Annotated in this window: 16 protein-coding genes; 8 read left to right on the top strand and 8 right to left on the bottom strand. The window is 75.5% G+C overall.

The window, feature by feature from the left end:
- Positions 1–17 precede the first annotated feature (17 nt).
- Positions 18–3,794: an endonuclease/exonuclease/phosphatase family protein gene (locus ACFVFS_RS15140; protein WP_380624110.1), complete on the bottom strand. Its 3,777-nt coding sequence runs from the start codon at positions 3,792–3,794 to the stop codon at positions 18–20.
- A 141-nt stretch (positions 3,795–3,935) separates the two neighbouring features.
- Positions 3,936–4,382, bottom strand: a complete 447-nt coding sequence (locus tag ACFVFS_RS15145; protein ID WP_380624112.1) for a peptidase inhibitor family I36 protein — start codon at positions 4,380–4,382, stop codon at positions 3,936–3,938.
- A 274-nt stretch (positions 4,383–4,656) separates the two neighbouring features.
- On the opposite strand from ACFVFS_RS15145, the gene ACFVFS_RS15150 reads away from it, so the two are divergent.
- The 4 genes from ACFVFS_RS15150 to ACFVFS_RS15165 all read left to right on the top strand — a co-directional run bounded on the left by ACFVFS_RS15150 (position 4,657) and on the right by ACFVFS_RS15165 (position 12,463).
- Complete coding sequence (locus ACFVFS_RS15150) at positions 4,657–4,902, top strand: hypothetical protein (protein ID WP_380624114.1); 246 nt, start codon at positions 4,657–4,659, stop codon at positions 4,900–4,902.
- Between the two features lie 308 nt (positions 4,903–5,210).
- Entirely contained in the window at positions 5,211–8,573 is a 3,363-nt protein-coding gene (locus tag ACFVFS_RS15155; protein ID WP_380624116.1) for an FtsX-like permease family protein, read from the top strand.
- Between the two features lie 61 nt (positions 8,574–8,634).
- Positions 8,635–11,493 carry a hypothetical protein gene (locus tag ACFVFS_RS15160; RefSeq protein WP_380624118.1) on the top strand — a complete coding sequence of 953 codons (2,859 nt, stop codon included), beginning with the start codon at positions 8,635–8,637 and terminating at the stop codon, positions 11,491–11,493.
- 19 nt (positions 11,494–11,512) lie between these two features.
- Positions 11,513–12,463, top strand: a complete 951-nt coding sequence (locus ACFVFS_RS15165) for an ABC transporter ATP-binding protein (RefSeq protein ID WP_380624120.1) — start codon at positions 11,513–11,515, stop codon at positions 12,461–12,463.
- Positions 12,464–12,548: 85 nt separating this feature from the next.
- Here the strand turns inward: ACFVFS_RS15165 and ACFVFS_RS15170 are convergent, their stop codons facing one another.
- Complete coding sequence (locus tag ACFVFS_RS15170; RefSeq protein ID WP_380624122.1) at positions 12,549–13,910, bottom strand: glycoside hydrolase family 3 C-terminal domain-containing protein; 1,362 nt, start codon at positions 13,908–13,910, stop codon at positions 12,549–12,551.
- Between ACFVFS_RS15170 and ACFVFS_RS15175 the strand changes: the two genes are divergently transcribed.
- Positions 13,794–14,276, top strand: a complete 483-nt coding sequence (locus tag ACFVFS_RS15175) for a TetR family transcriptional regulator C-terminal domain-containing protein (RefSeq protein WP_380624124.1) — start codon at positions 13,794–13,796, stop codon at positions 14,274–14,276. The genes ACFVFS_RS15170 and ACFVFS_RS15175 overlap by 117 nt on opposite strands.
- Before the next feature lie 55 nt (positions 14,277–14,331).
- Here ACFVFS_RS15175 and ACFVFS_RS15180 read toward each other — a convergent pair whose 3' ends face one another.
- A complete protein-coding gene (locus ACFVFS_RS15180) occupies positions 14,332–15,264 on the bottom strand; it encodes an RNA polymerase sigma-70 factor (protein WP_380624126.1) in 933 nt (310 codons plus the stop codon).
- Between the two features lie 52 nt (positions 15,265–15,316).
- The gene (locus ACFVFS_RS15185; protein WP_380624128.1) at positions 15,317–15,790 is read right to left on the bottom strand and encodes a carboxymuconolactone decarboxylase family protein; all 474 of its coding nucleotides are present in this window, start codon (positions 15,788–15,790) and stop codon (positions 15,317–15,319) included.
- Between the two features lie 323 nt (positions 15,791–16,113).
- Between ACFVFS_RS15185 and ACFVFS_RS15190 the strand changes: the two genes are divergently transcribed.
- A complete protein-coding gene (locus ACFVFS_RS15190) occupies positions 16,114–17,463 on the top strand; it encodes a glycoside hydrolase family 18 protein (protein WP_380624129.1) in 1,350 nt (449 codons plus the stop codon).
- Positions 17,464–17,532: 69 nt separating this feature from the next.
- On the opposite strand, the gene ACFVFS_RS15195 is transcribed toward ACFVFS_RS15190, so the two are convergent.
- The 3 genes from ACFVFS_RS15195 to ACFVFS_RS15205 form a co-directional block, all read right to left on the bottom strand.
- Complete coding sequence (locus ACFVFS_RS15195) at positions 17,533–19,017, bottom strand: glutamate-cysteine ligase family protein (protein WP_380624131.1); 1,485 nt, start codon at positions 19,015–19,017, stop codon at positions 17,533–17,535.
- A gap of 94 nt (positions 19,018–19,111) precedes the next feature.
- Positions 19,112–19,348: a chaplin gene (locus tag ACFVFS_RS15200; RefSeq protein ID WP_380624133.1), complete on the bottom strand. Its 237-nt coding sequence runs from the start codon at positions 19,346–19,348 to the stop codon at positions 19,112–19,114.
- A gap of 814 nt (positions 19,349–20,162) precedes the next feature.
- Positions 20,163–22,838, bottom strand: a complete 2,676-nt coding sequence (locus ACFVFS_RS15205) for a SpoIIE family protein phosphatase (protein ID WP_380624135.1) — start codon at positions 22,836–22,838, stop codon at positions 20,163–20,165.
- A gap of 244 nt (positions 22,839–23,082) precedes the next feature.
- Here ACFVFS_RS15205 and ACFVFS_RS15210 point away from each other — a divergent pair, with 244 nt between their 5' ends.
- Both ACFVFS_RS15210 and ACFVFS_RS15215 read left to right on the top strand, forming a co-directional pair.
- Entirely contained in the window at positions 23,083–24,003 is a 921-nt protein-coding gene (locus ACFVFS_RS15210; protein WP_380624137.1) for a diiron oxygenase, read from the top strand.
- A 97-nt stretch (positions 24,004–24,100) separates the two neighbouring features.
- On the top strand, positions 24,101–25,798 hold the full coding sequence (locus ACFVFS_RS15215; protein WP_380624139.1) for a 4Fe-4S binding protein: 1,698 nt from the start codon (positions 24,101–24,103) through the stop codon (positions 25,796–25,798).
- Positions 25,799–26,133 lie beyond the last annotated feature (335 nt).

Here is a 26,133-nt window from a genome sequence, read left to right on the forward strand (position 1 = left end):
ACGGGGCGGCTACCCGGTCACTGGGTGACCGTGCGGAACTGCCAGTGGAGCCTGGCGGTCGCGGCTCCGGGGAGGGTGACGGTGACCGTGTTGACCAGGGTGCTGCGGGTCAGGTCGAGGTGTTCGTAGGGGCTGGAGAAGTTGGACAGCAGCGTCCCGTTCGGGCCGTCGTTGGTCCTGCACCACAGGTAGCCGTTGTCGTTGGGGCGGTAGGCGCCCATGGTGACGGGGGCGCCGTTCTCCGGGGTCCCGGGGTGGGCCGCCGTGGAGTTGACGTACTGCCGGCCGTAGACGAGGTAGGAGCAGTTGTCGTCGCCGTCCGGTCCTGCGGAGATGGTGCTGAACCGCTGGTTGCTCCCGTGCGTGTCCGCCGCCAGGAAGACCGGGTAGGGCGCGGTCTCCAGGTCGTCGACCGAGAGGGTCGGGGCCGACCCCCCGGCGTCCGTCGCGACGATCTCGGTGAGCCTGGTGCTCTCCTGGGGGTCCTGGAGGAACCAGCGCTGGGCGGCCGAGCCGTTCTGGTCGAGGCCCACGACGCCGAGGCCCGGGCCGAGGTCCGTGAGGAACTGGCGGGTGACGTAGTTCTGCAGGGTCCAGGTGCCGTCTCCCTGGGGGACCGGCTGCCAGAGCTGGTCGAGCGCCGGGTTCGGCCACAGCACCGTCCGCGCGTCGCGGGCTCCGCCCTCCTGGCCGAGGTAGCGGCCGGCGAAGGGCACGTTGGCGTGGAAGAGGCGGTAGAAGCCGGGGTACTCCGGGTCGGGCGACAGGCTGAACGCCTGCCCCTGGATGGCGGCCGGGTTGATCGGCTGGTCGCTGACCGCGTGGGTGCTGCTGCCGGGGGCGGCCACGTTGGTGGTGGCGGCGTTGCGCAGCACGGCGGGGCTCGGCACCGGCACCGTCACCGACTGGGACCGCGGCGGGTTCGGCAGGTTGCCGACCTCCATCACGACGGGGTAGTGGTCCGACAGCAGCACGCCGCCGGCCCGGTTGATGCCGAGGACGGTGGGATTCGCGTTGCCGACCGGAACGGCCGCGTAGTCGAGGACGCGGTCAGGGGTGTTCGAGCCCAGACGCCGGAGGGTCGGGTGCGTCGGCAGCGCCGGGGAGTGCACCGTGAACTCGCCGGCGACCGCGGTGGCCAGCGACCTGTCCGCCTCGTTCGGATCGGCCGGGGGCAGCGGCGCACGGTTGTAGTCGCCGAGGGCGATCCAGGGCAGCGCGGTCCCGTTGGGGCCCGCGGTGGCCATCCGCGTCCGGATGTTGCGCAGCAGGTCGGGGTCGTCGCCTCCGCTCCCCGAGAGGCCGTGCACCGTGAAGTACACGACGCCGTCGACGTTGACGCCGAGCGCGGGCCGACCGGTGGAGCCGCTGTGCAACCCCGCCGGGATGACGTACACGTTCTGGGGCGCGACCTGGTAGCGGGTCATGATGGCCAGGTTGACCCGGCCCGTCGAGCTGTTGGCATTGGTGTCCGTGTGCAGCCAGTACAGGTAGCCCTGCGGCCTGGCGGCCGTCCCCCCGTACCGGTACTCGCGGACCGGCGGCGCGTAGGTGGTCCAGTCGAAGAACACCTCGGGGTTCTGCGGGATGTCCTGCGAGAACGTGGCGCCGTTGGGCGGGGCGCCGGCCTCCTGGAGGGCGATGACGTCGGCCCGGTTCTGCCGCGCCAGCTGGTTCACGCCCAGCGTGTACTTGCTGTCGTAGGCGGCGGCGTCCTCGCCCGTTCCGCCGGCGGTGCCCGCGCCCTGCATGTTCCAGGTGGCGATCGTGCGGCGGTTGTTCGTGCGGGGGTCGAGCTCGCCGCCGGTGTCCCGCAGGAACAGCGACGGCCGCTTGCCGACGTCGGTCGGGACGACGCCCTGGCCGCTGTAGTCGAGGGTCTCCCGGCCGCCCCAGTCGGGGATGGCCTGGCCGCCCTGGCCGAGCGGCTGGAACCGGCTCGGCGCGCCGTTGGCGGAGCCGAACTGGAAGGCGGTGCCGCTCTGGGTGCCGTACGGCGCGTACGGCAGGTACGCGCCGCCCGGGGTGGTCTGCTTGACCATGGTGTTGTTGTGGAAGACGTTCTGCGGGCCCGAGGAGCCGGACCACTTGACCGCCTTGGGGCCGGCCGCCCACCAGACCGGGTACCACGTCCCCTCGTCGATCTCGCCGCCCTCGCCGCCGCAGTTGGTCTCGCAGCTGCCCGAGCGGTGCTCGTACGGGACCCGCAGGGTGTTCTGCTCGAACAGGTTGTTGTGCTCCCACCCGCCGTGCAGGTTGAGGTCGGAGTCGAGGTCGTTGCGGAAGGCGACGTTGCCGCTGGCCGACCACTGGAAGGTGAAGTGGCGCAGGTTGCGGCTGAGGTTGTAGGCGTACAGCGAGTCCCAGACCCGGCTGCCGCGCAGGTAGCCGTTGCCGCCCTTGCCCTTGTTCCAGGCGCCGTCGAAGCTGTTGCGCTCGATCTGGAGGTTGCGGGCGTCCTCGGTGACGACCGGGTGCGAGCCGGTCATCTCGGCCTTCAGCCCGCGCGCCCAGTCGTTGGCCGCCCACTTGAAGACGATGCCGTGCATCGCGTACTCGGGCGCCATGTTGCCGTAGTTGTGCACGGCCTGGGCGGGGGTCAGGTTGTAGGTGCCGCCGCCGAGCTTGGGCAGGCCGTTCATGTCCTGGGTGAAGGCGAAGTCCTCGAAGCCGACGCCCTGGACCACCTTCAGCGGGGTGACCTTGCTGGCGTAGGGCTTGTCGCCGAGCGCCGGGGAGCCGTCCGAGGTGGAGTCGACCGGCAGGTCCCACTCCAGCGGGCGGTCCAGGGTGACCGTCTTCGCGGCGCCGTCGACCGCGGTGAGCCGGAACATCTGCTGCCGCATGTGGAGGTTGTCCATCTGGCTGCGGTCGGAGACGCCCTGCTGCTCGTAGAACTTGACGCTGTTGGCCGCGCCGACCCAGACGTAGCCGCCCGGGGAGAACTTCTTCATGTCGGCCTTGGCGTCCAGCTGCACCACGTCCTGGCCCTGCCGGCCCGCCCAGCCGGGGTCGGCCGCCTTGGCGGCGACCTTGATTCCGGAGGCCCAGTGCTGGTTGACGCTGCCCTCGAAGATGTCCTTGCGGTTGGCGGGGGCCGCCGCCCAGTCGTCCTGGTAGCGCTCGGCGATGTCCCGGGTCTGGACGCGGAACAGGCCGCGGCCCGGCCAGATCCAGCCGCCGGTGCCGACGTCGCTGCCGCTGCCGGCCTTCATGCTGTCCTGGTCCCAGCGGCCGTTGACCAGGGTGTCGTAGCGGGTGTCGGCGTCGGGGCGGAACACCAGGCGGGTGCCGCCGTCGCCGGAGCCCTGTCCGCGCAGGACGAGGTAGTCGGCGTCGACGTAGATCTGCCGGGTGACGTCGATCCGGCCGGCGGGCAGCGAGACGAGCGAGAGCCGGTCGAAGTTGGCGTTCGGCGAGCAGTTCGCCTTGACGTCGTCGATCGCCCGCTGCAGGCCGGTGGTGTCGTCGGCGCCGTCGTTCGCGCGCACGCCGTACTTGGCGGCGAGCACGTCCGGGGTGAGGCGGCAGCCGGGGTCGTCGGTCAGCCGGCCGTCGCCGGGCAGCGCCTGGCCGCCGCGGAAGCCCACGCGCGACCAGTCGGGCATGCCGGGGGGCGGGCCGGTGCGGTTGGCGTAGGTCAGGTCGGGGCCCTCCGCGCCGGGGCCGGCCGTCACGGCGGCGGCCGGGGCCGGCGGGGTGTCGGCGGCGTCCGCCGCGGAGACGAGCGACGGAAGGGTGGCGGAGAGCAGGAGGCCGGACAGCAGCACGGCTGCCGGGCGTAGGCGTTTCATGGGACCTCGTGGCGTGTTGTGGTGTGCCGTGGTGTGTCGCGGCGGTGCTCCCGGGCCGGGGACGGGACACCGGGAGGGCGCAGGGGAACGCCCCGGCCCCGTGCGGGGCCGGGGCCGGGGGCGTCGGAGCGGAGCCGGCCGCTACGGGCAGTAGAAGCGCACGGCCGACAGCCGGTCGTTGTCGTAGTACTCGTTGGTGTTGGAGCCGTAGTCGCCCTTGGCGCCCCAGCTCCAGGTCGGGGTGAAGTCGATCTGCGAGGGGTGCAGCTCGCCGTAGGGGTCGTCCCAGAACTCGACCTGGCACTGGGAGTTGTTCAGCCAGGAGGACACCTGGTCGTTGGCGAGGGTGCCGTTCAGGAAGTGGACCTTGGTCAGGCGCACGATCTCGGTGTTGCCGCCGGCCGCCGGCGGGACGACGATCGCCTTCGAACCCGCGCCGCCGCCGTCCTGGTAGAGGCAGAGCGCCCAGGCCGGGCAGCCGTCGTACGGGGGGTTCGCGGCGGACGCCGGCGCCGCGGTGAGGAACAGGACCGCCCCGGCGAGCGCACCCGCGATGGCGGTCGCCGACTTGAAGGACTTCAGGGCCACGGTGGAGCTCGCTTTCCGGGTGGGGACAGTGCTCGTGCGCGGCGGGCCCGGGACCGGGTCCGCCGCAGACGAGACTGCCCGCGCGGGGAGGGCGGCGACATCAGTCAAATGACTGCGGCCGCCGAGGCCCTGACGGTCGGTGCGCCGCGCCGGGGGACGGCCCAGAAACATGGGATGTCGCGGTACCGGCCGTCGGCGGGAGGATTCGGCAGGTGCGCCGACGACGGCGCTCCCGCCCCGGGACACCCCGATGACTTCCGAAGGAGAGCCCTCCATGCGCATCCGCCGACTGGCCGGCGCGGTTGCCGCCGCCGCCGTGGTGACCCCGCTGCTGGCCCTGACCGCCGCCACCCAGGCGACCGCGGACCAGGGCGGCACGCCGCTGCCCCCGCCGTACTCCGGCGTCATCTCGCGCACGCAGTACGAGCAGTGCGAGGCGGCGTGGAACGTCAACTACTGGTCGGGCGGCGTGGCCTTCGCGACCACCCAGTGGAACGTCTGCATGAGCACCCCGGTCTGACCGGACTCCGGCGGACTCCCGCGGGCAGCCCCGAACGGATCGGGGGCGGGGCTGCCCGCGGCCCGGCGCGGGCCGGACCCGCGGCCGCCCGGCGCCGGGTGTCCTTCCGGGCAGGAAGTCGACCCGGAAGGACACAACCCCGTTGCCGCGCATCGAAACTGCCGGGCCGTCAGGCAGGATGCGACCCCGGTGCCGGATTGGTCCAGACCACATGCCTTCTGCTGCGGTAGGACCCCAACTCCGCGCCCCGGCACGTCCCGTGGAGCGGTTCCTCGCTCCGGCGGGCAGGACGGTGGGGGGAGCGGTGGATGGCAGTGGCGGAGGCGTGGCGCCGGATCGGTCGCCGGGCCGGGCGGCACGGGCTGGTGCTGGCGGCCGCGGCCGTGAGCGTGCTGGTGGCCACGGCGGTGCTGGCCGCGCTGGCCGGGCTGGCCCAGTCGGCCGCCGCCGCCGGGGTGCGCCAGCGGCTCGCCGCCGACTCCGGAAGGTCGGTGGAGGTGACCGCGCGCTGGCGGGCCGAGGGCCTGCCGGCCGCCGACCGGGCCGTGCACGCCGCGCTGGTCAAGGCGATGGGCGGCATTCCGTTCCGCACCGAGAACGCCCTGCGCGCCACCGGCACGTTGGATCTGCCGCTGCCGCCCGGCGGCCGCCGGTGGGCCACCGACACCGCGCTCACCGTCCTCCCGGTCGCGCTGCCGGACACCGGACGCTACGGCGAACTGCGGAGCGGCAGTTGGCCGGACGCGTCCGGGGCGTCGACCGCGCCGGACGCGTCGGCGACGGCCCCCGCCACCGGCGGCGGACTGCGCGTCGCCCTCCCCGAGGACGCCGCCGACCGGCTCGGCCTGGACACCGGCGGCGGCGTGGTCATCGGATCCCCCGGCACCGGCGAGCCGCTCGCGCTCACCGTGACCGGTGTCTACCGGCCGGGCCCGGACGCCGCCGCGCTCTGGGCGGGCCTCGGCGGCGGTGTCGGCGAGGGATCCGCCCTGATGCTGGTCGACGGCCGGCAGCTGACGGCGCTCCCCGCGTACCGCGACCGCACGACGGCCCTCTGGCTGGCCCTGCCCGACCCCGCCCGGTCGAGCCCGGCCGAACTCGCCGCGCTGCGGAACCGGGTCGCCGCCTTCGCCCGCTCGGACCCCGCCCGCTCGGTCTACCGCGGCGCCGGGCCCGCGCTGACCGACACCGAAGTGCACAGCCAACTGCCCGCCGCCGTCGACCGCCAGGTGCTGCCCGCCCTGACGGCCAGGTCCCAGACGGCCGTGCCGATCGCCCTGCTCGCCCTGCTCGCCGCCGTGGTCCTCGTGCTGACGGCCCGCCGGCTGGCCGACGCGGTCGCCGCCGAACAGGCGCTCCGGCGCACCCGCGGTGCCGGAACGCCGTGGCTGCTGGCGACGGCGGCGGGCGAGTGGGCGGTGGCCGCGGTACCGGCGGCGGTCTGCGGACTGCTGCTGGCCGAGCCGCTGCTCGCCGTCCTGCTGCGCACCGTCGGGGCGCACGGCCTGGCCGCGGACGACGGCCGGACGGTCGGGTGGGCCGCCGCGTTCGCGCTCCTGGTGCACGGCGCGGCCCTGCTGCTGCCGCTCGCCCGGCAGGCGTTGGACCCGGGCGCCCTGCGCGCGCTGCGCGGCCGCAGCCCGCGCCGACTGGCCCTGCAGCGGGCCGGCGCGGACCTGGCGCTGCTCACCGTGGCCGTGCTGGGCTTCCTCCAACTGCGCCGCTACGGGGGCGTGGTGGTGACGGACACCGGAGCCGGGTTCGGCTCCCGGGTCGACGCGACGCTGGTCCTCGCGCCGATGGCGATGGCGGTGGCGGGCGCGGTCCTGCTGCTGAGGGTGCTGCCGGCGGCCGGGCGGCTGCTGGAGCGGGCGGCCGGCCGGGCCCGCGGCCTGGTCCTGCCGCTGGGCGCCTGGCGGCTGAGCCGCGACACCGGTCGCCAGGCGGTGCCGGTGCTGGCCACGCTGCTGGCGGTGGCCTGCAGCAGTCTGGCCGCCGGGGTGCTGGGCGCGCTGCCGGACAGCGACCGCGACCGGGCGGCCCACGCGGTCGGCGCCGATCTGCGGCTGTCCGGGGTGCCCGGCGCCCAGCTGCGGCAACGCGGCGAACTGTCCGCGCTGCCGGGCGTGACGGGCCTCACCCCGGTGGCCGAGCAGTCCGTGTTCGTGGGCAGCACCCTGGTGCAGGCCATCGGCCTCGACAGCACGGCCGCCGCCGCCGCGAACCTGCCGACGCTGCGCGGGGACCAGGCCGACCGCCCGCTCCCGGAGCTGCTCGCCCCGCTGGCCGACACGCCCGGACAGGGGATCGCACTGCCGGGCGGGTCGAGCGCCCTGGAGGTGACCGTCCAGGCGGCCGCCGACCTGCCGGTCCCGGAGCCCGGCCTCGGCCTGCGGCTGTGGATCCACGACGCCGGGGGCCTGACCGAGCAGGTGGCGCTCGCCCTACCGGCCGACGGACGCCCGCACACGCTGACCGTCCCGCTAACCGGCGGTGACCGGCTGACGATCGGCCGGCTCGGCGTGCACTTCCCCGGCACACTGGGCCGGCGGATCAGCCTCGACCTGCGCGTGCCGCGGATCACCGCCGTGGCCGACGGCCGGCGGACCGACCTCGCGCTGCCGCCCGGGCAGAGCTGGGCCCGCTCCGGCCCGGCCGTCGATCCCGCCGCGCTCGACTGCCCCGGCACCGCGCGCGGGCCCGAACAGGAGACCTCCGGCCGGGCCGACGCCTGCACCTGGCAGAGCGACGGATCCGACCTGCTGCGCACGGTGATGCGCTCCAACGAGCCGCCGCACCCGCTGAGCCCGGCCGGCGAGGACGCCGTCCTCGCGGTGCTGCCCGGCACCGGCACCGGCACTGCCACCGGCACCCTCCCGCCCCTCGTCCTGCCGGCGCTCGCCGACCGCGCGCTGCTCGACACCGTTCACGCCCGGGTCGGTGACACCGTCCGACTCGACTGGGAGCGCGACGGGCACAGCGCCCAGAAGGTCCGGATCACCGGGGTGATCGACGCCCTGCCGGGCTACGGCAGACGCAACGGCCACCTGGTGCTGGACCTGCGGGCACTCGCCGCCAGCCGCGCGGCCATGGGCGGACCCCCGCCCGTCGCCGCCCGCTGGTGGCTGGCCAGCGACGACCCGGCGGCCACCTGGACCGCCGTCGAGGGCCGCGGCGGGTTCGGCCGGCCGGAGAGCGCCCTGCGGGCCGCCGCCGCCCTCGCCGACGACCCGTTCCGGGTCGGCCTGCGCTGCGCCTGGCTGCTCGTCCTGGTCACCGCCCCGCTGTTCGCGGTCACCGCCCTCACCCTGCACACGGTGAGCTCGGTCCGGGCCCGCCAACGGGAGTTCGCGGTGCTGCGCGCGCTGGGCGTGCGGCGCGGCGAACTGACCGCGCTGCTGCGCGCCGAGCAGGTGGCGGTGACCGCGCCGCCGGTCCTGCTGGGCGGGCTGCTGGGCGTGCTGCTGGCCTCCCTGCTGCTCGCGTTCACCGTGCTGGACGACACCGCCGGTCCGGTCTTCCCGGCCCTGGTCGCGGGCCCGGGGCGCCCCGCCGCCCTGCTCACCGCGGTGGCCTCCGGGATGCTGCTCGCCCTCGCCGTACTGGTCCTCACCCGGCTGCTGGCCCGGGTCGACCTGGTCCGGGCCCTGCGCGCGGGGGAGGACGGATGAACCCGGCGGCCGCCACGGCCGGCACACCCGCCGCCGGACCCTTCGACGGGGGGAGCCCCTCATGCCGACCCTGCGCCTGATCCGGCGCGAGGCGCGGATCGCCTGGCCGGTGGCGGCCGTGCTCGCGCTGCTCGCCGTCCTGCTCACGGCGATCCCGCTGAGCTGGCCGCCGCGGTTCGACCGGCTGGCGGCCGACACCTTCGCCGACCGGGTCGACCGGGCCCAGCTGGAGCGGCCGCTGGTCCTCGCCGCGACCACCGCCGTCCCGCGGCCGTGGCTGCCGCCCGCTCGGCCGGGCACGCTGGACCGGGACCTGGACCGGATCGGCGAGGGGCTGCGCGCCGCCGCCGGCCCGCGGACGGCCGCCGCGTTCGGCAGACCGCGGGCCGCCGTCACCACCGCCGCCGGGTCCCCCTCGGGGCCCGGCGCCCCCACCGCCGCCGGGTCCCCCTCGGGGCCCGGCGCCCCCACCGCCACCGACCTGCCGCAGAAGCTGGGCCTGGTCCACGCGCAGCCCGCCGCCGGGGACACCCCGGTCGAGTACGTCGAGGGCCGGGCCCCGGCGCAGCCCGAGGAGCCCGCCGGGGGCCGGGGCGGGTCCTCGGACCCGATCGAGGTCGCGGTCTCCGAGGCCACCCGGGACCGCCTGGGGATGACCCTGGGCCGGGAGTTCGACCTGATCGGGGGCGGGATGTCCAGCGCGGTGGTCCCGGTCGGGGTGTTCCGCACCGACCACGGCGCGGACCGGCTCTGGCGGCGCAACCCGATGCTGGTCGTGCCCGTCGTCCTGACGGAGCGGGTCGGCAGGGTGCTCTACGGCGAGATGCTGACCAGCGCCGGGGGCATGGAGCTGGCGGCGAACCGCGGCGCCGGCCTCACGGCGGACTGGGAGCTGCCGGTGGCCCTCGACCGCTCGGGGCCGACCGCCACCCCGGCGGGCCTGGCCGGCCTGCGCTCCGACCTCGCCGCTCTGCGCTCGGCACCGCTGGAGCGGCTGTGCGGGGACGCGGACTGCCGGCTGGCCGGCCGGCCGGTGGAGATGATCGACGTCACCGAGCAGCTCGGGCGGGAGGCGGAGGCCTTCGCCGGCCAACGGCGGCGCACCGAGCAGCTCCAGGGCTTCGCGCTCGCCGGACTGCTCGCCGTGGTGGTGGCCACCGCCGTGGCCGCCGCCCGGCTCGGCAACCACCGACGGGCCGGCGCCTTCGCGCTCCAGCTCACCCGCGGCGCGGGCCTGCCGGGGATCGCCGGCCGGCTGCTGGCGGAGGCCGCGGTCGCGGTCGGCGCCGGCGCGGCGGCGGGCTGGGCGGTCGGCCGCGCCCTCGCGCCGAAGGGTGCCGCCCTCGGCTCCCCGGTACCGGTCCTGGTCGCCGCCGTGCTGGTCTGGTGCGCCCCGGCCGCGGCGCTGCTCGCCTCGGCCGGGCGGGCCGGGCCCGTGCCGCGCTCGCGCCGGCTCGTCCTGGAGGCCCTGGTCGTACTGCTGGCCGTCGGCGGGCTGGTCGCACTGCGCACCCGGGGCGCCTACGCGGGTTCCGGAATCGACCCCCAACTCGCCCTCGCCCCGGTCCTCCTGGCGCTGGTCGTGGTGGGGGCGCTGGTCCGGCTGCTGCCCCCGCTGCTGCGCGGGGCCACGCGCTGGGCGCGCCGCTCGCGCGGCCTGGTCCCGCTGGTGGCGCTCGCCCGGGCCGGCACCCGGAGCGGCGCGGCCGCGCTCGCCCTGCTGGTCCTGGTGCTCGCCATGGGCTACGGGGTCTACGGCGGGCTGGTTCCGCGCACCCTCGGGGACGGCCAGGCGCAGCTCGCCGACTGGCGCACCGGCGGGGCGGTCGCCGCCCTGGTCGGGCCGAAGGCGCGGTTCGCCGGGGACCTGCCGCCGACACCCACCGCGCCGCACCGGGTGACCGTCACCGGAGCGACCGGGGACCTCGTCTCGCAGGACGACGGCACCGGCTACGAGGGCGTCCGGCTCGTGGGGCTGGACGCCGCCGCCCTGGGCGCCGCGCAGCCGTCCTCCCCGTTGGCCCGCGCGCTGTCCGCCGGCAGCGGACTCGACGCGCGGGTCAGGCCGGTCGGGGACGACAACGCGGTGCCCGTGCTCACCGCGCTCGCCGACCCCGAGCTCGCCGCCCGGTTCCCCGACGGCGGCTTCGAGCTCTCCGCGCTGGGCATGGACCGCGCACTGGTCCGCGTGGTCGGAGCCCTGCCCGAGCAGGCCCTGCACGACCCGGTGCTCGGACCGGTGCTCGGCGCCGCACGGCGGTCGGGCCCGCTGCTGGTGTTCACCGGTCCGTCCGCCGAGCGGCTGCCCGCGCAGAACCGGATGTCGTCCGCCGTCCTGTTCTACCCGGCCGCCGGCGGGCCGCCGTCGGACCCGGGCGCCCTGCGGAGCGCCCTCGCCCCGCAGCTGTCGCCCGGCGGGAACGCCGGGCCGCCGGCCGAGTTCCGCGACCGGGCCGCGGAGCTCCACGCGCTGCGCACCGACGGGCTGGCCCGCTCGGCGCACCTCGCCTTCCGGGTCACCACCGTGCTCGGCCTGCTGCTCGGGCTCGGCGCGTTCGCGCTGGACCTGCTGCTGAGCGCCACCGAGCGCGCCCGGACCACCTCCTACCTGCGCACCCTCGGGATCGGCGGCCGCGCGGTGCTCGGGCTGCAACTGCTCCAGCTGGTCCCGCTGGTGCTGTCGGCGGCGGTCGGCGGCACCGCGCTCGGGCTGCTGCTGCCCGCCGCGCTCGGCCCCGGGATGCGGCTGGGGGCGATCACCGGCGGACCGTTCGAACCCGCCGTCCACATCGACTGGACGATCACGGCGGCGCTCGGTGCCGCGCTGGCCGTGCTGATGACGGCGGCCGCCGTCCTGGAGGCGGCGATCGCCCGCCGCCGCGGACTGGGCGCCGTGCTGCGACTGGGGGAGGCCCTGTGACCGTCCGACCGACCGGCCCATGGTGGTGTGCGAGAGCCTGGTGCGGATCTTCCGCACCGGCACCCGCGCCCGCGACGGGGTCGAGGTGCAGGCCCTGCAGGGGCTCGACCTGACCGTCCGGGAGGGCGAACTGCTCGCCCTGGTGGGCGCGTCCGGCTCCGGAAAGTCCACCCTGCTCGCCATCCTGGCCGGCCTGGACACCCCCAGCGCCGGAACCGCCAGGGTGGCCGGCACCGACCTGGGCACGCTCAAGGGGCGCGCGCGGACCGTCTACCGGCGCCGCACCGTCGGCACGATCCAGCAGCAGACCGCGGCCAATCTGCTGCCCTATCTGACGGCCCGCGAGAACGTGCAGCTGCCGATGGGCTACGCCGGGGTTCCGCGCCGGCGGCGGGCCGAGCGGGCGAGCGGGCTCCTCGGCCTCATGGGCATCGCCGAGGCCGCCGACCGCACCCCCGCGATGCTCTCCGGCGGCGAGCAGCAGCGGGTGGCGATCGCGGTCGCGCTGGCCAACGAACCGCGGCTGCTGCTCGCCGACGAGCCCACCGGGGAGCTGGACACCGCGACCTCGGAGGAGATCTTCGACGCCCTGCACACCGCCAACACGGAGCTGGGCACCACCGTGCTGATCGTCACCCACGACGCCCTGGTGGCCGACCAGGTCAGCCGTACGGTGCGGATCCGTGACGGCCGGACCTCGGCCGAGGTGCTGCGCCGTCCGCGCGTTGCCGGGGCGGGCGGCTTGGGCGGCTTGGGCGGCGCGGGCGGCTTGGGTGGCTTGGGCGGCGTTGACGCCGTTGACGGTGAGCAGGAGTACGCCGTGCTGGACCGGGTCGGCCGGCTCCAACTGCCGCGCGAGTTCACCGAGTCGCTGGGCCTGGCGGACCGGGTGCGGCTGGTCCTGGAGGCCGACCACATCGAGGTGTGGCCGGACCGGGACCAGCCGCGGCCGGACGGCGTGGGGGAGTGAGCGGGGGCTGACGGGGGACTGAGCGGCGCCGCGGGCCCGACGACACCGGTGGCTCAGGTGGCCCGGTGGCTCAGGCCCCGGTGGCTCAGGCCCCGGTGGCGCGGGCCCCGGTGGCGCGGGCGGAGGTCAGCTCGCGGTGGGCGGCGACCAGTCGGTCGATGTCCTCGGGCGTCACGCTGTCGACGAACGCCGGGATGCGGCCGATCGGCAGGCTCCCGCCCATGGCGGCGGTGAGCGGGTCGTCGGCGGGCATGCCGACGGAGTCCGCCATCGCCTGCATCGCCGCGCCGATGATCCGCGCCCCGGCCGGGTCGGCCAGCCACTCGCCGAGGGTGGACTCCGCGGTGAGCGCCGGGAAGTGGCCGTCGCCGGGGCAGCCGACCACGGTGCGCAGCCGCAGGTCCCGTGAGGAGGCGCCGATCCGCAGCTCGAACTCGCCGCCCTCGATCCGCCACCGGTGGTCGCGCACCGACCAGTGGGCGAAGGCCCGTTCGTCGAGCGCGATGGTCAGCCGGGCGCTCTCGCCGGGCTCCAGGCGGACCTTGGCGAAGCCCTTCAGCTCGTGCTCGGGGCGGCGCAGCCGCGGCGCGCGCTCGTGCACGTAGAGCTGGGCGACCTCGGCGCCGGCCCGGGAGCCGGTGTTGGTGACCGTGAACGAGACGTCGTAGCGGTTGTCCCCGGTGGGCGCCACCTCCAGGCCGTCGTAGCCGAAGGTGGTGTAGCTCAGGCCGTGGCCGAACGGGTGGGCGACCGGCAGTTCGAGGGTGTCGTAGTACCGGTAGCCGACGTACAGGCCCTCGCCGTAGTGGACCTTGCCGTCCGCGCCGGGGAAGTGCAGGTGGCTGGGGGTGTCCTCCAGTCGCAGCGGGATCGTCTCGGCGAGTCGGCCGGACGGGTTGTCGAGGCCGAACAGCAGCCGGGCCAGCGCCGAGCCGCCGGCCTGGCCGAGCAGCCAGCCCTCCAGGACCGCCCCGACCCGGTCCTGCCACGGGGTGAGCCGTACCGGCGCTCCGTTGGAGAGGACCACGGCGACCTCCGCGCCGGCCGCTCCGGCGGCGGCGGTGACGGCGTCGAGCAGGGCGAGCTGGTCGGCGGGCAGGTCGATGTCGGTGCGGTCGTAGCCCTCGGACTCGTGGCTCTCGGGCAGGCCGAGGAAGAGCACGACGTGCCGGGCGGTGCGCACGGCCTCGACGGCCTCGACGGCCTCGGCGACGAGGGCCGGGTCGGCCGCGCCGTCGAGGGTGAAGCCGGGGGCGAACCGGATCCGCTCCGGGTCGGTGACGGTCGCGCGGATCGCGTCGAGGGCGGTGTCCAGCCGGGTGGGCACGACGTGCGAGCTGCCGCCGCCCTGGAACCGCGGGGTGCGGGCGAACTCGCCGATGACGGCCAGGGTTTCGGCCCCGCCGCCGGGAGCGCCGAGCCGCCGCACTCGGCGGTGCTGCGGCACAACGCGTCCACCCCGGGGCTGGTCAAGCTCTTCGTCGACCTCGCGGCGGCGGCGGCCGAGCCCGACCACCCCGCGCACGACTTCTTCGAGCAGCGCTACGAACGCCTGCGCATCCGGCTCGCGGAGCGCATCGAGCACGGCGTCGCCGACCCGGCCGCCGTGGACGCGGCCTGGCTCGCCCGGATCTTCATCGCCGCCGCCGACGGCCTCCAGCTCCAGTGGCTGCTCAACCCGGACATCGACATGGCCGCCGACGTCGAGCGCCTCGGCGAGGTCCTGATCGGTGCGGGCTGGGCCACCGACTCCGCGCCGCGGCGCCCGGCGCCGGACGCTCCCGAGGGGGAGGGCCCGGCGCCGTCACCGTGAGGGCGGTCCCGCCCCGGTGGATGAGGTGCGACGGATCAGCCCCCGGCGCGGCGGATCAGGCGGACCAGCCCCCGGTGCGGCGGGCCCGCTTGAGGGCGTGGTGGACCGCCCAGGCGTCGGCGACCGGGCCGAGGTGGGCGAGCTTGTCGGGGTTGAGGACGGAGCGGACGGTCTGCACCCGGCCGTCCACGACGTCCAGCACCAGGGTGTTCAGCACCCGTCCGGCGGGATCGCGGAAGACGGCGCCCGGCTGGCCGTTGACCTCGTGCGGCTCGAAGGTCACGTCGATCCGGGCCATCAGCGGGACGACGGCCGCCAGCAGGCGGGCCACGTTCGCGGCGCCGGAGACCGCCCGGGCCAGCTGCGGGGTCTTGCCGCCGCCGTCGCCGACCATCGTGACGTCGGCGGCCAGCAGCTCCTGGAGGCCGGCGACGTCGCCCTCGCTCAGGGCGTCGAAGAAGCGGGCGGCGAGCTCGTCCCGCTCCTTGCGCTCGGCCTCGAACCGCGGCCGCCCGTCCCGCATGTGCCGGCGCGCCCGCACCACCAGTTGGCGGCAGGCCGCCTCGGAGCGGCCCACCGCGGCGGCGACCTCGTCGTAGCCGAAGCCGAACACCTCGCGCAGCACGAACACCGCCCGCTCCAGCGGGCTGAGCCGCTCCAGCAGCAGCAGCGCCGCCATCGACACCGAGTCCGCCAGCTCGGCCGCCCGGGCCGGGTCCGCGTAGGGGTCGGCGAGCAGCGGCTCGGGGAGCCACGGCCCCACGTACTCCTCGCGGCGGACCCGGGCCAGGCGCAGCACGTCGATCGCGATCCTGGTCACCGTGGTGGACAGGAACGCCTTGACGGACACCGGCCGGGTCGGCGAGGCGTCGTAGCGCAGCCAGGCCTCCTGGACGGCGTCCTCGGCTTCGCCCACGCTGCCCAGGATGCGGTAGGCGATCGAGAACAGCAGCGGCCGCAACTCCTCGAACTCCTCGACCTTGCTCACGCCGGCTTCCTTCCCTTCGAACGGTCCTGGTCGGTGATCGGTGCGTGGCCGATCAGTGGAGCGAGCCTGCCACGTAGGCTCCGGCGGGCTGCCGGGTGATGACGTTCGCCCGGTTGGCCAGGTTCATGAAGGAGATCAGCATCACCAGCGCGACCAGCTGCTCCTCGTCGTAGTGCGCGGCGGCCCGCGCCCACACCTCGTCGCCGACGCCGCCGGCCCCGTCGGCGATCCGGGTGCCCTCCTCGGCGAGCGCCAGCGCGGCGCGCTCGGCCTCGGTGTAGACGGTGGCCTCCCGCCAGGCCGCGACCAGGTTGAGGCGCGGCGCGCTCTCGCCGGCCGCGGCCGCCTCCTTGGTGTGCATGTCGACGCAGGCGGCGCAGCCGTTGATCTGGCTCACCCGCAGGGACACCAGCTCGCGGGTGGCGGCCGGGAGCGGCAGGGCGGTGAGCTCCCGGCCCAGGGCCATCAGGTTCCTGATCATCGTGCCGCCGGTGCGGGTGGCGAAGAAGTCGAGTCGTGCGTCCATGGCGGGTCCTCCGTCGTGGTGATCGGTGCTGTCACCCCTGGGACGGGACGGGCCGCCGTTCTGTGACATGCGCGGGCGGGGCGTGCTCCGGGGCGGGGTTCCGCCCGGGCCGTTCGGCAGGCCTGTCCGGTCTGCTGGGCCTGACCGGTCCGGCCGTTCCGGTCGGCCCGTTTTGCAAAACCTTTGCCGAACTCCGTTGACAGGGAAGGAGCGTGGCGTGTTGAGTCGTCGCCGCCCAGTACGGGTGCACCCTGCGGACTCCCTGTGCCGTCCACCGTTCCCACGATCGTGCGGCCCCCACCGCACAAGGGGTGATCTCGTCCATGCGTCACAGATTCTCGACCCGCTTGACCTTCGGCGCCGCGACCGCGGCCGTCCTGGGGCTGCTGGTCCCGCTCGCCCCCGCCGCGGCGGCGGCCGACCTCGACGGGGCGGCCGACTCCTCCCGGCACGGCGGCGCCTCGTACAAGCGGGTCGGCTACTTCATCCAATGGGGCATCTACGGCCGCAACTTCCACGTCAAGGACCTGGAGACCAGCGGCACGGCCGGCAAGCTGAGCCACATCAACTACGCCTTCGGCAACGTCGGTCCGGCCGGCACCTGCCAGATGGGCGGGCCCGGCTCCGACCCGTACGCCGACTACACCCGCCCGGTCGGCGCGGCGGAGTCGGTGGACGGCGTCGCCGACACCGCCGGGCAGGCGCTGGTCGGCAACTTCAACCAGCTGCGCAAGCTCAAGGCCGCGCACCCCGGCCTCAAGGTGATGATCTCGCTGGGCGGTTGGAGCGGCTCGGCGTACTTCTCGGACGCCGTGCGCACCGACGCCGGGCGCAAGGCGCTGGTCGCCTCCTGCGTGGACCTCTACCTCAAGGGCAACCTGCCCGCGAACGACGGCCGGGGCGGCGCGGGCGCGGCGGCCGGGCTCTTTGACGGCATCGACCTCGACTGGGAGTGGCCGGGCTCCGACGGCGCCCCCGGCAACGTGATCCGCCCCGAGGACAAGCAGAACTTCACCAAGCTCGTCCGCGAGTTCCGCACCCAGGTCGACGCGTACGGCCGCACGCTCAAGGGCCGCAAGCACTTCGAGCTCAGCGCGTACGTGCCGACCGCCCCCGCGAAGATCGACGCGGGCTTCGAAGTCTCGAAGATCATGCGGGACTTCGACTTCGTGAACCTCCAGGGCTACGACTTCCACGTCTCCGGGGAGAAGACCACCGCCCAGCAGTCCGCGCTGTACGCGAGGAACGACTTCAGCGTCGACCAGACCGTCAACGCCTGGCTGCGGCGCGGCGCCCCGGCGCGCAAGCTGGTCACCGGCATGCCGTTCTACGGCCAGGGCTGGACCGGTGTCACGGGCGGGGGCGACGGTCTCGGGCAGCCCGCCGCCGGTCCCGCCCCGGCGACCTGGGTGGCCGGCATCGAGGACTACAAGGCGCTGAAGAAGCTCGCCGACTCCGGCACGTACAAGCTGTACCGCGGGCCGCGCAACGGCAGCGCCTGGCTGTTCGACGGCAGCACGCTGTGGACGTACGACGACGCGACGGTGCTGCGCACCAAGGCGGAGTACGTGCGCCGCGAGGGCCTCGGCGGGGCGATGATCTGGTCGCTGGACGGGGACACCCCGGACGGCGAGCTGATCACGGCGATCGACCGCGGGCTGAGCCGGCGCTGACGCACTGAGGGGCGCGCCGCCGGGGCGGCTCCGTCCGGCGGCGCGCCCGGGCCGGTCCTGCGGTCCGGATCAGACCCTGAACTCGGCCACGTAGCGCCGTGGTTCGCGGCGCAGGTCGCGTTCCCAGCGGTCGGCGCACTGCTCGGCGAAGGTCCGCCGGGTGTGCAGCACCTCGTCCAGCGGGTCGAGGAGGTCCAGCACCTGCGGCGGCTCCCGTCCGGCGTCCACCCGGGCCCGCAGGCCGGCCCGGGCGAGCCGGACCAGCTCGGCGGCGAGTTCGAGGACGCGCTCGCCGCCGAGCATCGTCCGCAGGCCCTCGGCCGGCAGCGCGGCGGCCGCCGACCGGTGCTGGTCGGCCGTGAAGCCGCGGAGCAACTCCCAGGCCGCGGTGCGGGATTCGGGGTGGTAGCCGAGTCCGGTCCAGAGCGCCGGCAGGGCGGCGAGGTGCCGGTACGGCGGCCCGTCCGCGGAGCGCAGCTCCAGCGTTCCGCGCACCCGCACCGCCGTCCAGAGCTGCGACAGGTGGGCGAGCCAGTCCTCGTAGCGCGGCGGCGAGCCGTCCTCGAAGCCCTCGCGCAGCAGCGCGCCGAACGGGCGCTCCGGGGCGAGCCGGTAGTCGCCGTCCGGGTGCCGCCGGTAGACCATCGGCCGGTCCAGTGCCCAGTCGACGACGTCCCCGATCCCCACGCCGGAGCGCAGGGCGGGCGGCATGACGCCGCAGCGGTCCGGGTCCATCCGCAGCCAGTCCTGCGAGCGGTTGGACAGCAGGCCGTTCGCGCGTCCGCCGATGATCGGGGAGTTGACGAACAGCGCGGCCACCGGGGTGGACGCGGCCATCAGCATCCGCAGCTTCTCGGTGAAGTCCCGCTCGTCCAGGAAGTCCAGGTGCACCTGGGTGGACAGCGACAGCGCCATCACCCGGCGCGCCCCGGAGGCGGGCGGGCCGACCCGGGCGAAGTGCTCGCGCATGACGGCGCCGCGCACCATCGGCACCCAGGCCATCGCCTCCACCCGGTCGAACGGCAGCAGCGCGCCGGGCAGCAGCGCGAGGCCGAACCGGTCGACCAGTCCGGCCAGTTGCTCCAGTCTGGCGCGCGCCTCCGCCACCGCGCGGGCCAGCCCGTCGACCGGCACCGAGGAGTACTCCAGCTGTCCGCCGTGTTCGAGGGTGATCCGCACACCGTCCGGCAGGTGGACGCCGGTCATGCGGCCCGTGTCGAACTGCGGCTCGCCGCCCCACTCGGCGAGGACGGTGCGCAGGATCGCCGCCATGCCGCCCGCGCCCTCGTACGGGGCGGCGAGGCCGGTGCCGGGGTCGACCACGCCGCTCTCGACCTCCAGGCCGATCCGCTCCACGCCGTCCGCGGGCGGGGCGAAGGGGGCGCGCAGATCGGCGCGGGTCAGTGGTGCCGGGTGCGGCGTCACCGTCCGTGCGCCGGGCGCTGCCGGGGCGGGGCTCAGCACGGCTCGGGGGAAGGCGAAGCTCTCGTCGGACATCCGCTCCTCGCTGGTGTCGATGCCCCAGCATGCGCAGGTGCGCCGGGCGCGAGCCATCGGGGCGCGGCCATCCGGAGACGGCGAGACGCGGACGCGGTGACGCACGGACGCGGGCCCGCCCGGTTGGACGGACCCGCGTCGGTGTGGCGGCTTACTTGTTGATGCAGGTGTTGCCGAAGGCCGGGTTGAGCAGCCCGATGATGTTGATCGAGTTGCCGCAGACGTTGATCGGGATGTGGACCGGGATCTGGATCTGGTTGCCCGACAGGACACCGGGGGAGTTGGCGGCCACCCCGGTGGCGGTGGAGTCGGCGACGGCGGTGCCGCCACCGGCCAGCAGGGCGGCACCGGCGAGAACACCGGCAGCGAGCGCGGTACGAGTACGCATGTCTCTCCTCAAGGGGTGAGTTTGCAGATCAGAGCACCAATCACACCGGTGAAAAGCGCCGATTCCGCCGGATTGGTCGAATAGAGGGCGTGTCCGAGGACCGGCTGGCTGGATATGTAGACCGGTCTGCATATTTCTCCCGTGGCGTCGGGGAGCGCGTGGAGTGGAAAGTCGGACGGGCCGACTTTCCACTCCACGCGTGCCGTTCGGGTTAGATCCCCCCGGCCGGCCGCGTGGTGCTGTCGGCGGACCCGCAACGCGACTGGCCGGGAGCCCCGCTGCGTGGCGGGGCGAGGGCGGTAGTCGGGAGGGCGGAGTGAAAAGTCGGGCAGGCCGACTTTCCGCTCCAGGTGCGCGCGGCAGTATGTAGACCGGTCTGCATATTCGCAGGTGTGTGGTGGCCGGGGTGTGGCGCAGGAAGTCGGGTGGGTCGACTTCCTGCGCTGGCGGTGCGTCCTGTTTGGCGGCGTGGGCCGGTGGTCCTGGCCTGTTCATGTGCGGGGGTGGCTGGCGTGCGGAGTGGGAAGTCGGGGCAGGCCGACTTTGCACTCCAGATGCGCGCGGCGATATGTAGACCGGCCTGCATATTTGTGGGCGAAGGGCCGCAGGGTGCGGCGCAGGAAGTCGGGTGGGTCGACTTCCTGCGCCAGCGGTGTGCTCTGTTTGGCGGTGGGCGGGTTGGCCCGGTCTGTTCATGTGTGGGGGTGGTCGGCGCGTGGAGTGGAAAGTCGGGTGGGCCGACTTCCTGCTCCAGGGGCCTCTGCCTCGCCGGCCGGATATGTAGACCGGTCGGCATATTCCGTGCTGGGGTGGGTCAGGGGGTGGGTGGGAGGTCCTGTTCGGCCCAGATGGTTTTGCCGTGGCGGGTGTAGCGGCTGCCCCAGCGGGTGGTGAGTTGGGCGACCAGGTAGAGGCCGCGGCCGCCCTCGTCGGTGAGGCGGGCGCGGCGCATGCGGGGCTGGGTGGCGCTGGGGTCGGAGACCTCGCAGGTGAGGCGTTCGGCGCGGATGAGGCGGACGCCGACCGGGCCGCCCGCGTAGCGGATCGCGTTGGTGACCAGCTCGCTGAGCACCAGTTCGGTGGTGAACGCCAGCTCCTCCAGCCCCCAGGCCAGCAGCTGCTCGGTGGCCGCCTCCCGGACCTGTGCGACCGCCGCCGGGTCCGCGTCCAGCGTCCAGCCCGCGGTGGCCTCGGGCGGCACTTCCCGGGTGCGGGCCAGCAGCAGGGTGACGTCGTCGGTGAGCCGGTGGGCCGGGAGGTCGGCGACGAGGTCCCGGCCGAGTTCCCGCAGCACCGGGCCGGCCGGCGGGACGGCGCCCTCCGGCGGGGCGGCCGCGGCGGAGAGCCGGTGGGACAGCTCGTCCATGCCCTCCTCCAGGTCGTCCGCGTAGCCGAGGAGCAGCCCGTCGGTGTACAGCGCGAGCAGGCTGCCGGGTTCGAGCTCGACCTCGGTCACCTCGAACGGCAGCCCGCTCACGCCGAGCGGCGGCCCCGGGCGCAGGGGCACGAACGTCACCCGGCCGTCCGGCGCCGCGACGGCGGGCGGCGGGTGGCCGGCCGAGGCCATCGCGCAGCGCCGCGACACCGGGTCGTACACCGCGTACACGCAGGTGGCGCCGAAGGGCACGGTCTGCTGGTCGTCCGGGGCGTCGTGTCCGCCGTCGGTCCACACACCGTGGCTCACCGGAGGCCGGGTGGCCGCGGCCCCCGCGTCGAGGCCGTGACCGCCGCGACCGCCGTGTCCGCCGCCGCCGTCGCCGCCGTCCTCGTCCTCCTCGTCCGGCCGCTCGGCCTCCACCATCAGCTGGGCGACCAGGTCGTCGAGGTGGACCAGCAGTTCGTCCGGCTCCAGGTCGAGGTCGGCGAGCGTCCGGACGGCCGTCCGCAGCCGCCCCATGGTCGCGCTCGCGGCGAGCCCGTGTCCGACCACGTCCCCCGCGACCAGCGCGACCCGGGCGGAGGACAGCGGGATCACGTCGAACCAGTCGCCGCCGATCCCGCTCGCCGTGTCGGTGGGCAGGTAGACGCTCGCGGTGGAGACCGCGGTGGTCTCGGCCTGCGAGGGCGGCAGCAGGCTGCGCTGGAGCCCGACGGCGGCGCGGTGCTCGCGCGCGTAGCGGCGGGCGTTGTCCAGCGCGAGGGCCGCGCGGTCGGCGATCTCGCGCAGCAGCTCCAGGTCGGCGGGCAGGTAGGGCGGCCGGTGCGGGGCGCGGTGGACGGTCACCCGGCCGAGCAGGCCGCCCCCGGCCCGCAGCGGGACGGTCATCGACGGGGGGAAGTCGGTGTGCGCGGTCTGCTCGCCGGGGTCGGCGTGCACGGCCACGCCGGTGGGCGGGGGCTCCGGCACCCCCGGTCCGCCGGCCGCGCCCGCAGAACCGTCCGCGGAGCCACTGGCAGAACCACTCGCAGAACCGGCTGCCACCGCGACGGCGGTGCGGCGCAGCAGCACCCGGCCGTCCCGCCCCGGGGACGGCTCCGCGCCGGTGAACACGGCCTCCGCGACGTCGATCACCGCCAGATCGGCGAGCCCCGGCACCGACCCGCCGTTCGCCGCACCGTCCACCCCGGCCGCCGCCCCGCCCACCGGGGACGGCGGGGCGAGGACGGCGGCCAGCTCCTCCGCCGTCCCGGTGACCGACAGCGAGCCGCCGACGGCCGCCGTGGCCCGGTGCAGCAGGGCGAGCCGTTCGCCGGACCGGTGCAGCTCGGTGACGTCGGTGAACAGCGCGGTCACCCCGATGACCTGCCCGTCCGGCGACTGCAGCCGGAACGCCGAGATCGCCATCACCGCACCGCCGGCCGGGTCCTCGATGGTGCGGACGATCTCCTCCGCGCCGATCAGCGGCCGACCGGTGCGCAGCACGTCGCGCAGCCCGCGTTCGACGGCGGCGGCGTCCCGCGCCTGCAGGAAGTCGCCGAGCCGCCGCCCGCGCAGGTCCGGCGGCAGTCCGCTGTAGGGGAGCAGATGGGTGTTGGTGCGGACGAGGCGCAGCCGCTCGTCGAAGACGGCCAGGCCGACCCGGTCCTGCAGGAACAGCTCACGGGTGAAGGCCTGGTCCTGGCGCGAGCGGGCGATCAGCGGGCTGGGGGCGGCGAGCACGAAGTACCGGGGCGTGCCGGCGGGTTCCGACGGCACGGAGTCGGAGGCGTCGCCTGCGGCGGAGGCGCCGTCGGCCTCCACGGGCGCGTTCAGCGGCAGCACCTGGTAGGACAGCGCGAGCCGCTCGCCGCGCCCCGAGCGCAGCACCGCCTCCCCGGACCAGCCCTCGGCCCGCTGCTCCGCGCTGAGCTCGGACATCGCCGGCCACCCGGCGGGGTCGGCGAGCAGCTCGTGCACGGGCCGGCCGCGGACCTGCGCGGCGCCGAGGGCGAGCAGCCGTTCCGCCTCCGGGGTCCAGCGGACGATGCGGCCGTCCGCGTCGAGCAGGGCGCCCATGGCGTCGACGACGAAGGGGGATCGGCCGCGGTACAGGGCGTCCGCCGTTTCCATCCGGTCCGCTCCTCTCCGTCGGCGGTTCGCTGCCGCGACCCCTCCATCATCCTCCGGCCCGGCGAGCCCGCCAGTTCCGCGCCGCCGCACCGGGTACCGCACACGTCACCGCACCAAACGCCGCACGATGCGCCGCAGCAGGCGCCGCACGGGGGGTTCTCGGCCGCCCGCTCCTATTGTAATCTCCGTCAATAAGCGGGGCGTGCGGGTTCCCGCGCAGGCCACGCACCTGACGGAGGCAGCCATGGCCCACTCGACGGAACGCAGCACCCCCACCCGGACCCACACCGCGGCCGACGACGACGTCTCCAAGCGGCTCCTCGACTCGGCCGCGACCCTCTCCTACGACCCGGCCGTCGAGATCGACTGGGACGCCCCGCTCCCGCCCGGGCAGTACGGGCTCAACCCGGAGTGGAGCACCCTCTACGGCACCGCGCTCTGGGCGGAGATGACCGAGGAGCAGCGGGTCGTCCTCACCCGCCACGAGGTCGGCTCGATCATGACCACCGGCATCTGGTTCGAGATGATCCTGCAGCAGATGGTGCTGCGCGACCAGTACCTCAACGACCCGGCCAGCGCCGAGTTCCGCTTCGCGCTCACCGAGATCGCCGACGAGTGCCGCCACTCGATCATGTTCGCCCGCGCCTGCGAGAAGATGGGTGTCCCCCAGTACCGGCCCAACCAGGTCGTCGCCCAGGCCGGACGCGCCTACAAGGCCCTCGCCCGCGGCGAACTCGCCTACGGCGGCATCCTGGTGGCCGAGGAGGTGCTGGACGTCATGCAGCGCGACTGGATGCGCGGCGAGAACGTCCTCGACATCGTCCGCGGGACGTCCCGGATCCACGTGGTCGAGGAGTCCCGGCACATGAAGTTCGCCCGCCAGGAGATCCGCGAGCGGCTGCGCGGGGCCGGCACCCTGCGCCGCCGCAACGCCGCCTTCGGCATCGCGGCCGGCGCCTACGTCATCGTCACCAGCATGGTTCACCCGTCCGTGTACAAGGCCGCCGGGCTGGACGTCGGACGGGCGCTCGCCGAGGTCCGGGCCAGCGAGCACCGCCGGGCCATGATGCGCACCAGCAGCCGCCACCTGATGGCGTTCCTCGCCGAGAACGGCCTGCTCACCGGCGCGGCGGCCAGGCTCTACCGGCGCCTCCACATGCTCTGAACCGGCGCATGCACCTGCTCCGAACCGCCGTCGCGCGCCGAACCGCCGCCCGCCCCGGTCCCCCCGGACCCCACGCAGCGAGGACCCCACCCCCGCCATGGCCTACGCGATCACCCGCACCTGCTGCAACGACGCCTCGTGCGTGTCCGTCTGCCCCGTCAACTGCATCCACCCCACCCCGGACGAGCCGGACTTCGGCCGCACCGACATGCTCTACATCGACCCGGCCGCCTGCATCGACTGCGGCGCCTGCGCGGACGCCTGCCCGGTCGACGCCGTCTTCCCGGTCGACCGGCTGACGGGGCCCGACGCGGTCTACGGCGAGCTCAACCGCGACTGGTTCCGCGACCACCCCGCCGACCACGCCTGGGGCGCGCCCGTCTTCCCCCGCAGCCTGCCCGCCGGCCTCGACCTCGGACCCGGCCCGCTGCGGGTCGCCGTCGTCGGCACCGGGCCGTCGGCGAGCTACACCGCGCAGGCGCTGCTGCGCTCCACCGGCGCCGAGGTCACCATGATCGACCGGCTGCCGATGGCGGGCGGGCTGCTGCGGCACGGGGTCGCCCCGGACCACCAGTCGACCAAGCGGATCGCCGAGAGCTTCGCCTCCGTCTTCCGCGACCCGCGGCTGCGGCTCCACCTCAACGTCGAGGTCGGCACCGACCTCGGCCACGCCGAACTCGCCGCCCACCACCACGCGGTGGTGTACGCGGTCGGGGCCGCCGCCGACCGCCGGCTCGGCGTGCCCGGCGAGGACCTGCCCGGCAGCCTGCCCGCCACCACCTTCGTCCGCTGGTACAACGCCGAACCGACGGTGCCGGCCGACGCGGTCGCCCTGGACGCCGGGACGGGCCCGGGCGCCGGGCGGGCCGTGGTGATCGGCAACGGCAACGTCGCGGTCGACGTCGCGCGGATCCTGCTCACCGACCCCGACCGGCTCGCCGCCACCGACATCGCCGACCACGCGCTCGCCGCGCTGCGCCGCAGCCCGGTGCGGGAGGTCGTCCTGGTCGCCCGTCGCGGGCCCGGGCACGCGGCCTGGACCGTGCCCGAGTTCCTCGCCCTCACCCGGCTCCCGGGCGTCGACGTCGTGGTGGACGACCACCCGGAGGTCCGCGACGCCCTGGCGGCGGCCCCCGCGGGGTCGACCGCGGCACTGCTCGCCGGCCTGCCGCTGGAGCGCCTGGACGGCACCGCCCCGCCCGGGCCCGGTCGGCGGATCGTGCTGCGCTTCCACGCCGCGCCCGCCGAACTCCTCGGCGACGGCCGGGTGGAGGCGATCCGCCTGGTCGGCACGGGCGACCTCGCCGACACCTGCGACCTCGCCGACCCGGGCGACCGCCCCGGCTCCGGCGAACTGCTGCGCACCGCCCTGGTCGTCCGCTCCATCGGCCACTGCGGCGTCCCCGTCCCGGGGCTGCCCTTCGACGACACCGCCGGGGCCGTCCCGCACACCGGTGGCCGCGTCCTCGACCCGGCCACCGGCCGGCCGTTGCCCGGCACCTACCTGGTCGGCTGGGCCAAGCGCGGCCCCTCCGGCGGCATCGGCGCCAACCGCGCCTGTGCCGAGGAGACCGTCCACGCCCTCCTGGACGACGCCGTCGCGGGCGCCCTGCCCGTCCCGTCCGGCGACCGCAGGTCCTTCGACCGCCTGGTCCGCACCCGCCGCCCGGACGCCCTCGGCCTGCGCCAGCTGCGCGCCATCGACCGCGCCGAACGCGCCCGCGGCGAGGCCACCGGCCGCCCGCGCGTCAAACTCCCCACCGTCCCCGCCCTCCTCGCCGCCGCCCGCCGCTGAGGCCGCGGCTGCGCGGCGGCGCGGAGCCGCTCAGGGCCCGACGAGCAGCAGGACGATCCGGACCCCGGCGCCGTCCCCGGATGTGCGGGCCGGACCGGGCTCCGGGTCGCATCGGATGCCGCGGAGGGCCGGATGGCGCCGTCAAGGAAGCCGGGGGAGACCGGCGGGAAGTCGGGCCCCGATGTCGTCCCGCTCCGGGAGGACATCGCCGACCGGCGTGCCCGGCCGGTCGAAGGCGGTCCGCAGCGCGTGCTCGATCTCGGGGGCGGTGCGCAGGTGCAGCAGCTGTCGCCAGGACGGTCTCCCGGACCCACCGCCGCGCCGGTGCCGGACCG

The sequence above is a fragment of the Kitasatospora sp. NPDC057692 genome, assembly GCF_042799475.1.
Taxonomy (GTDB): domain Bacteria; phylum Actinomycetota; class Actinomycetes; order Streptomycetales; family Streptomycetaceae; genus Kitasatospora.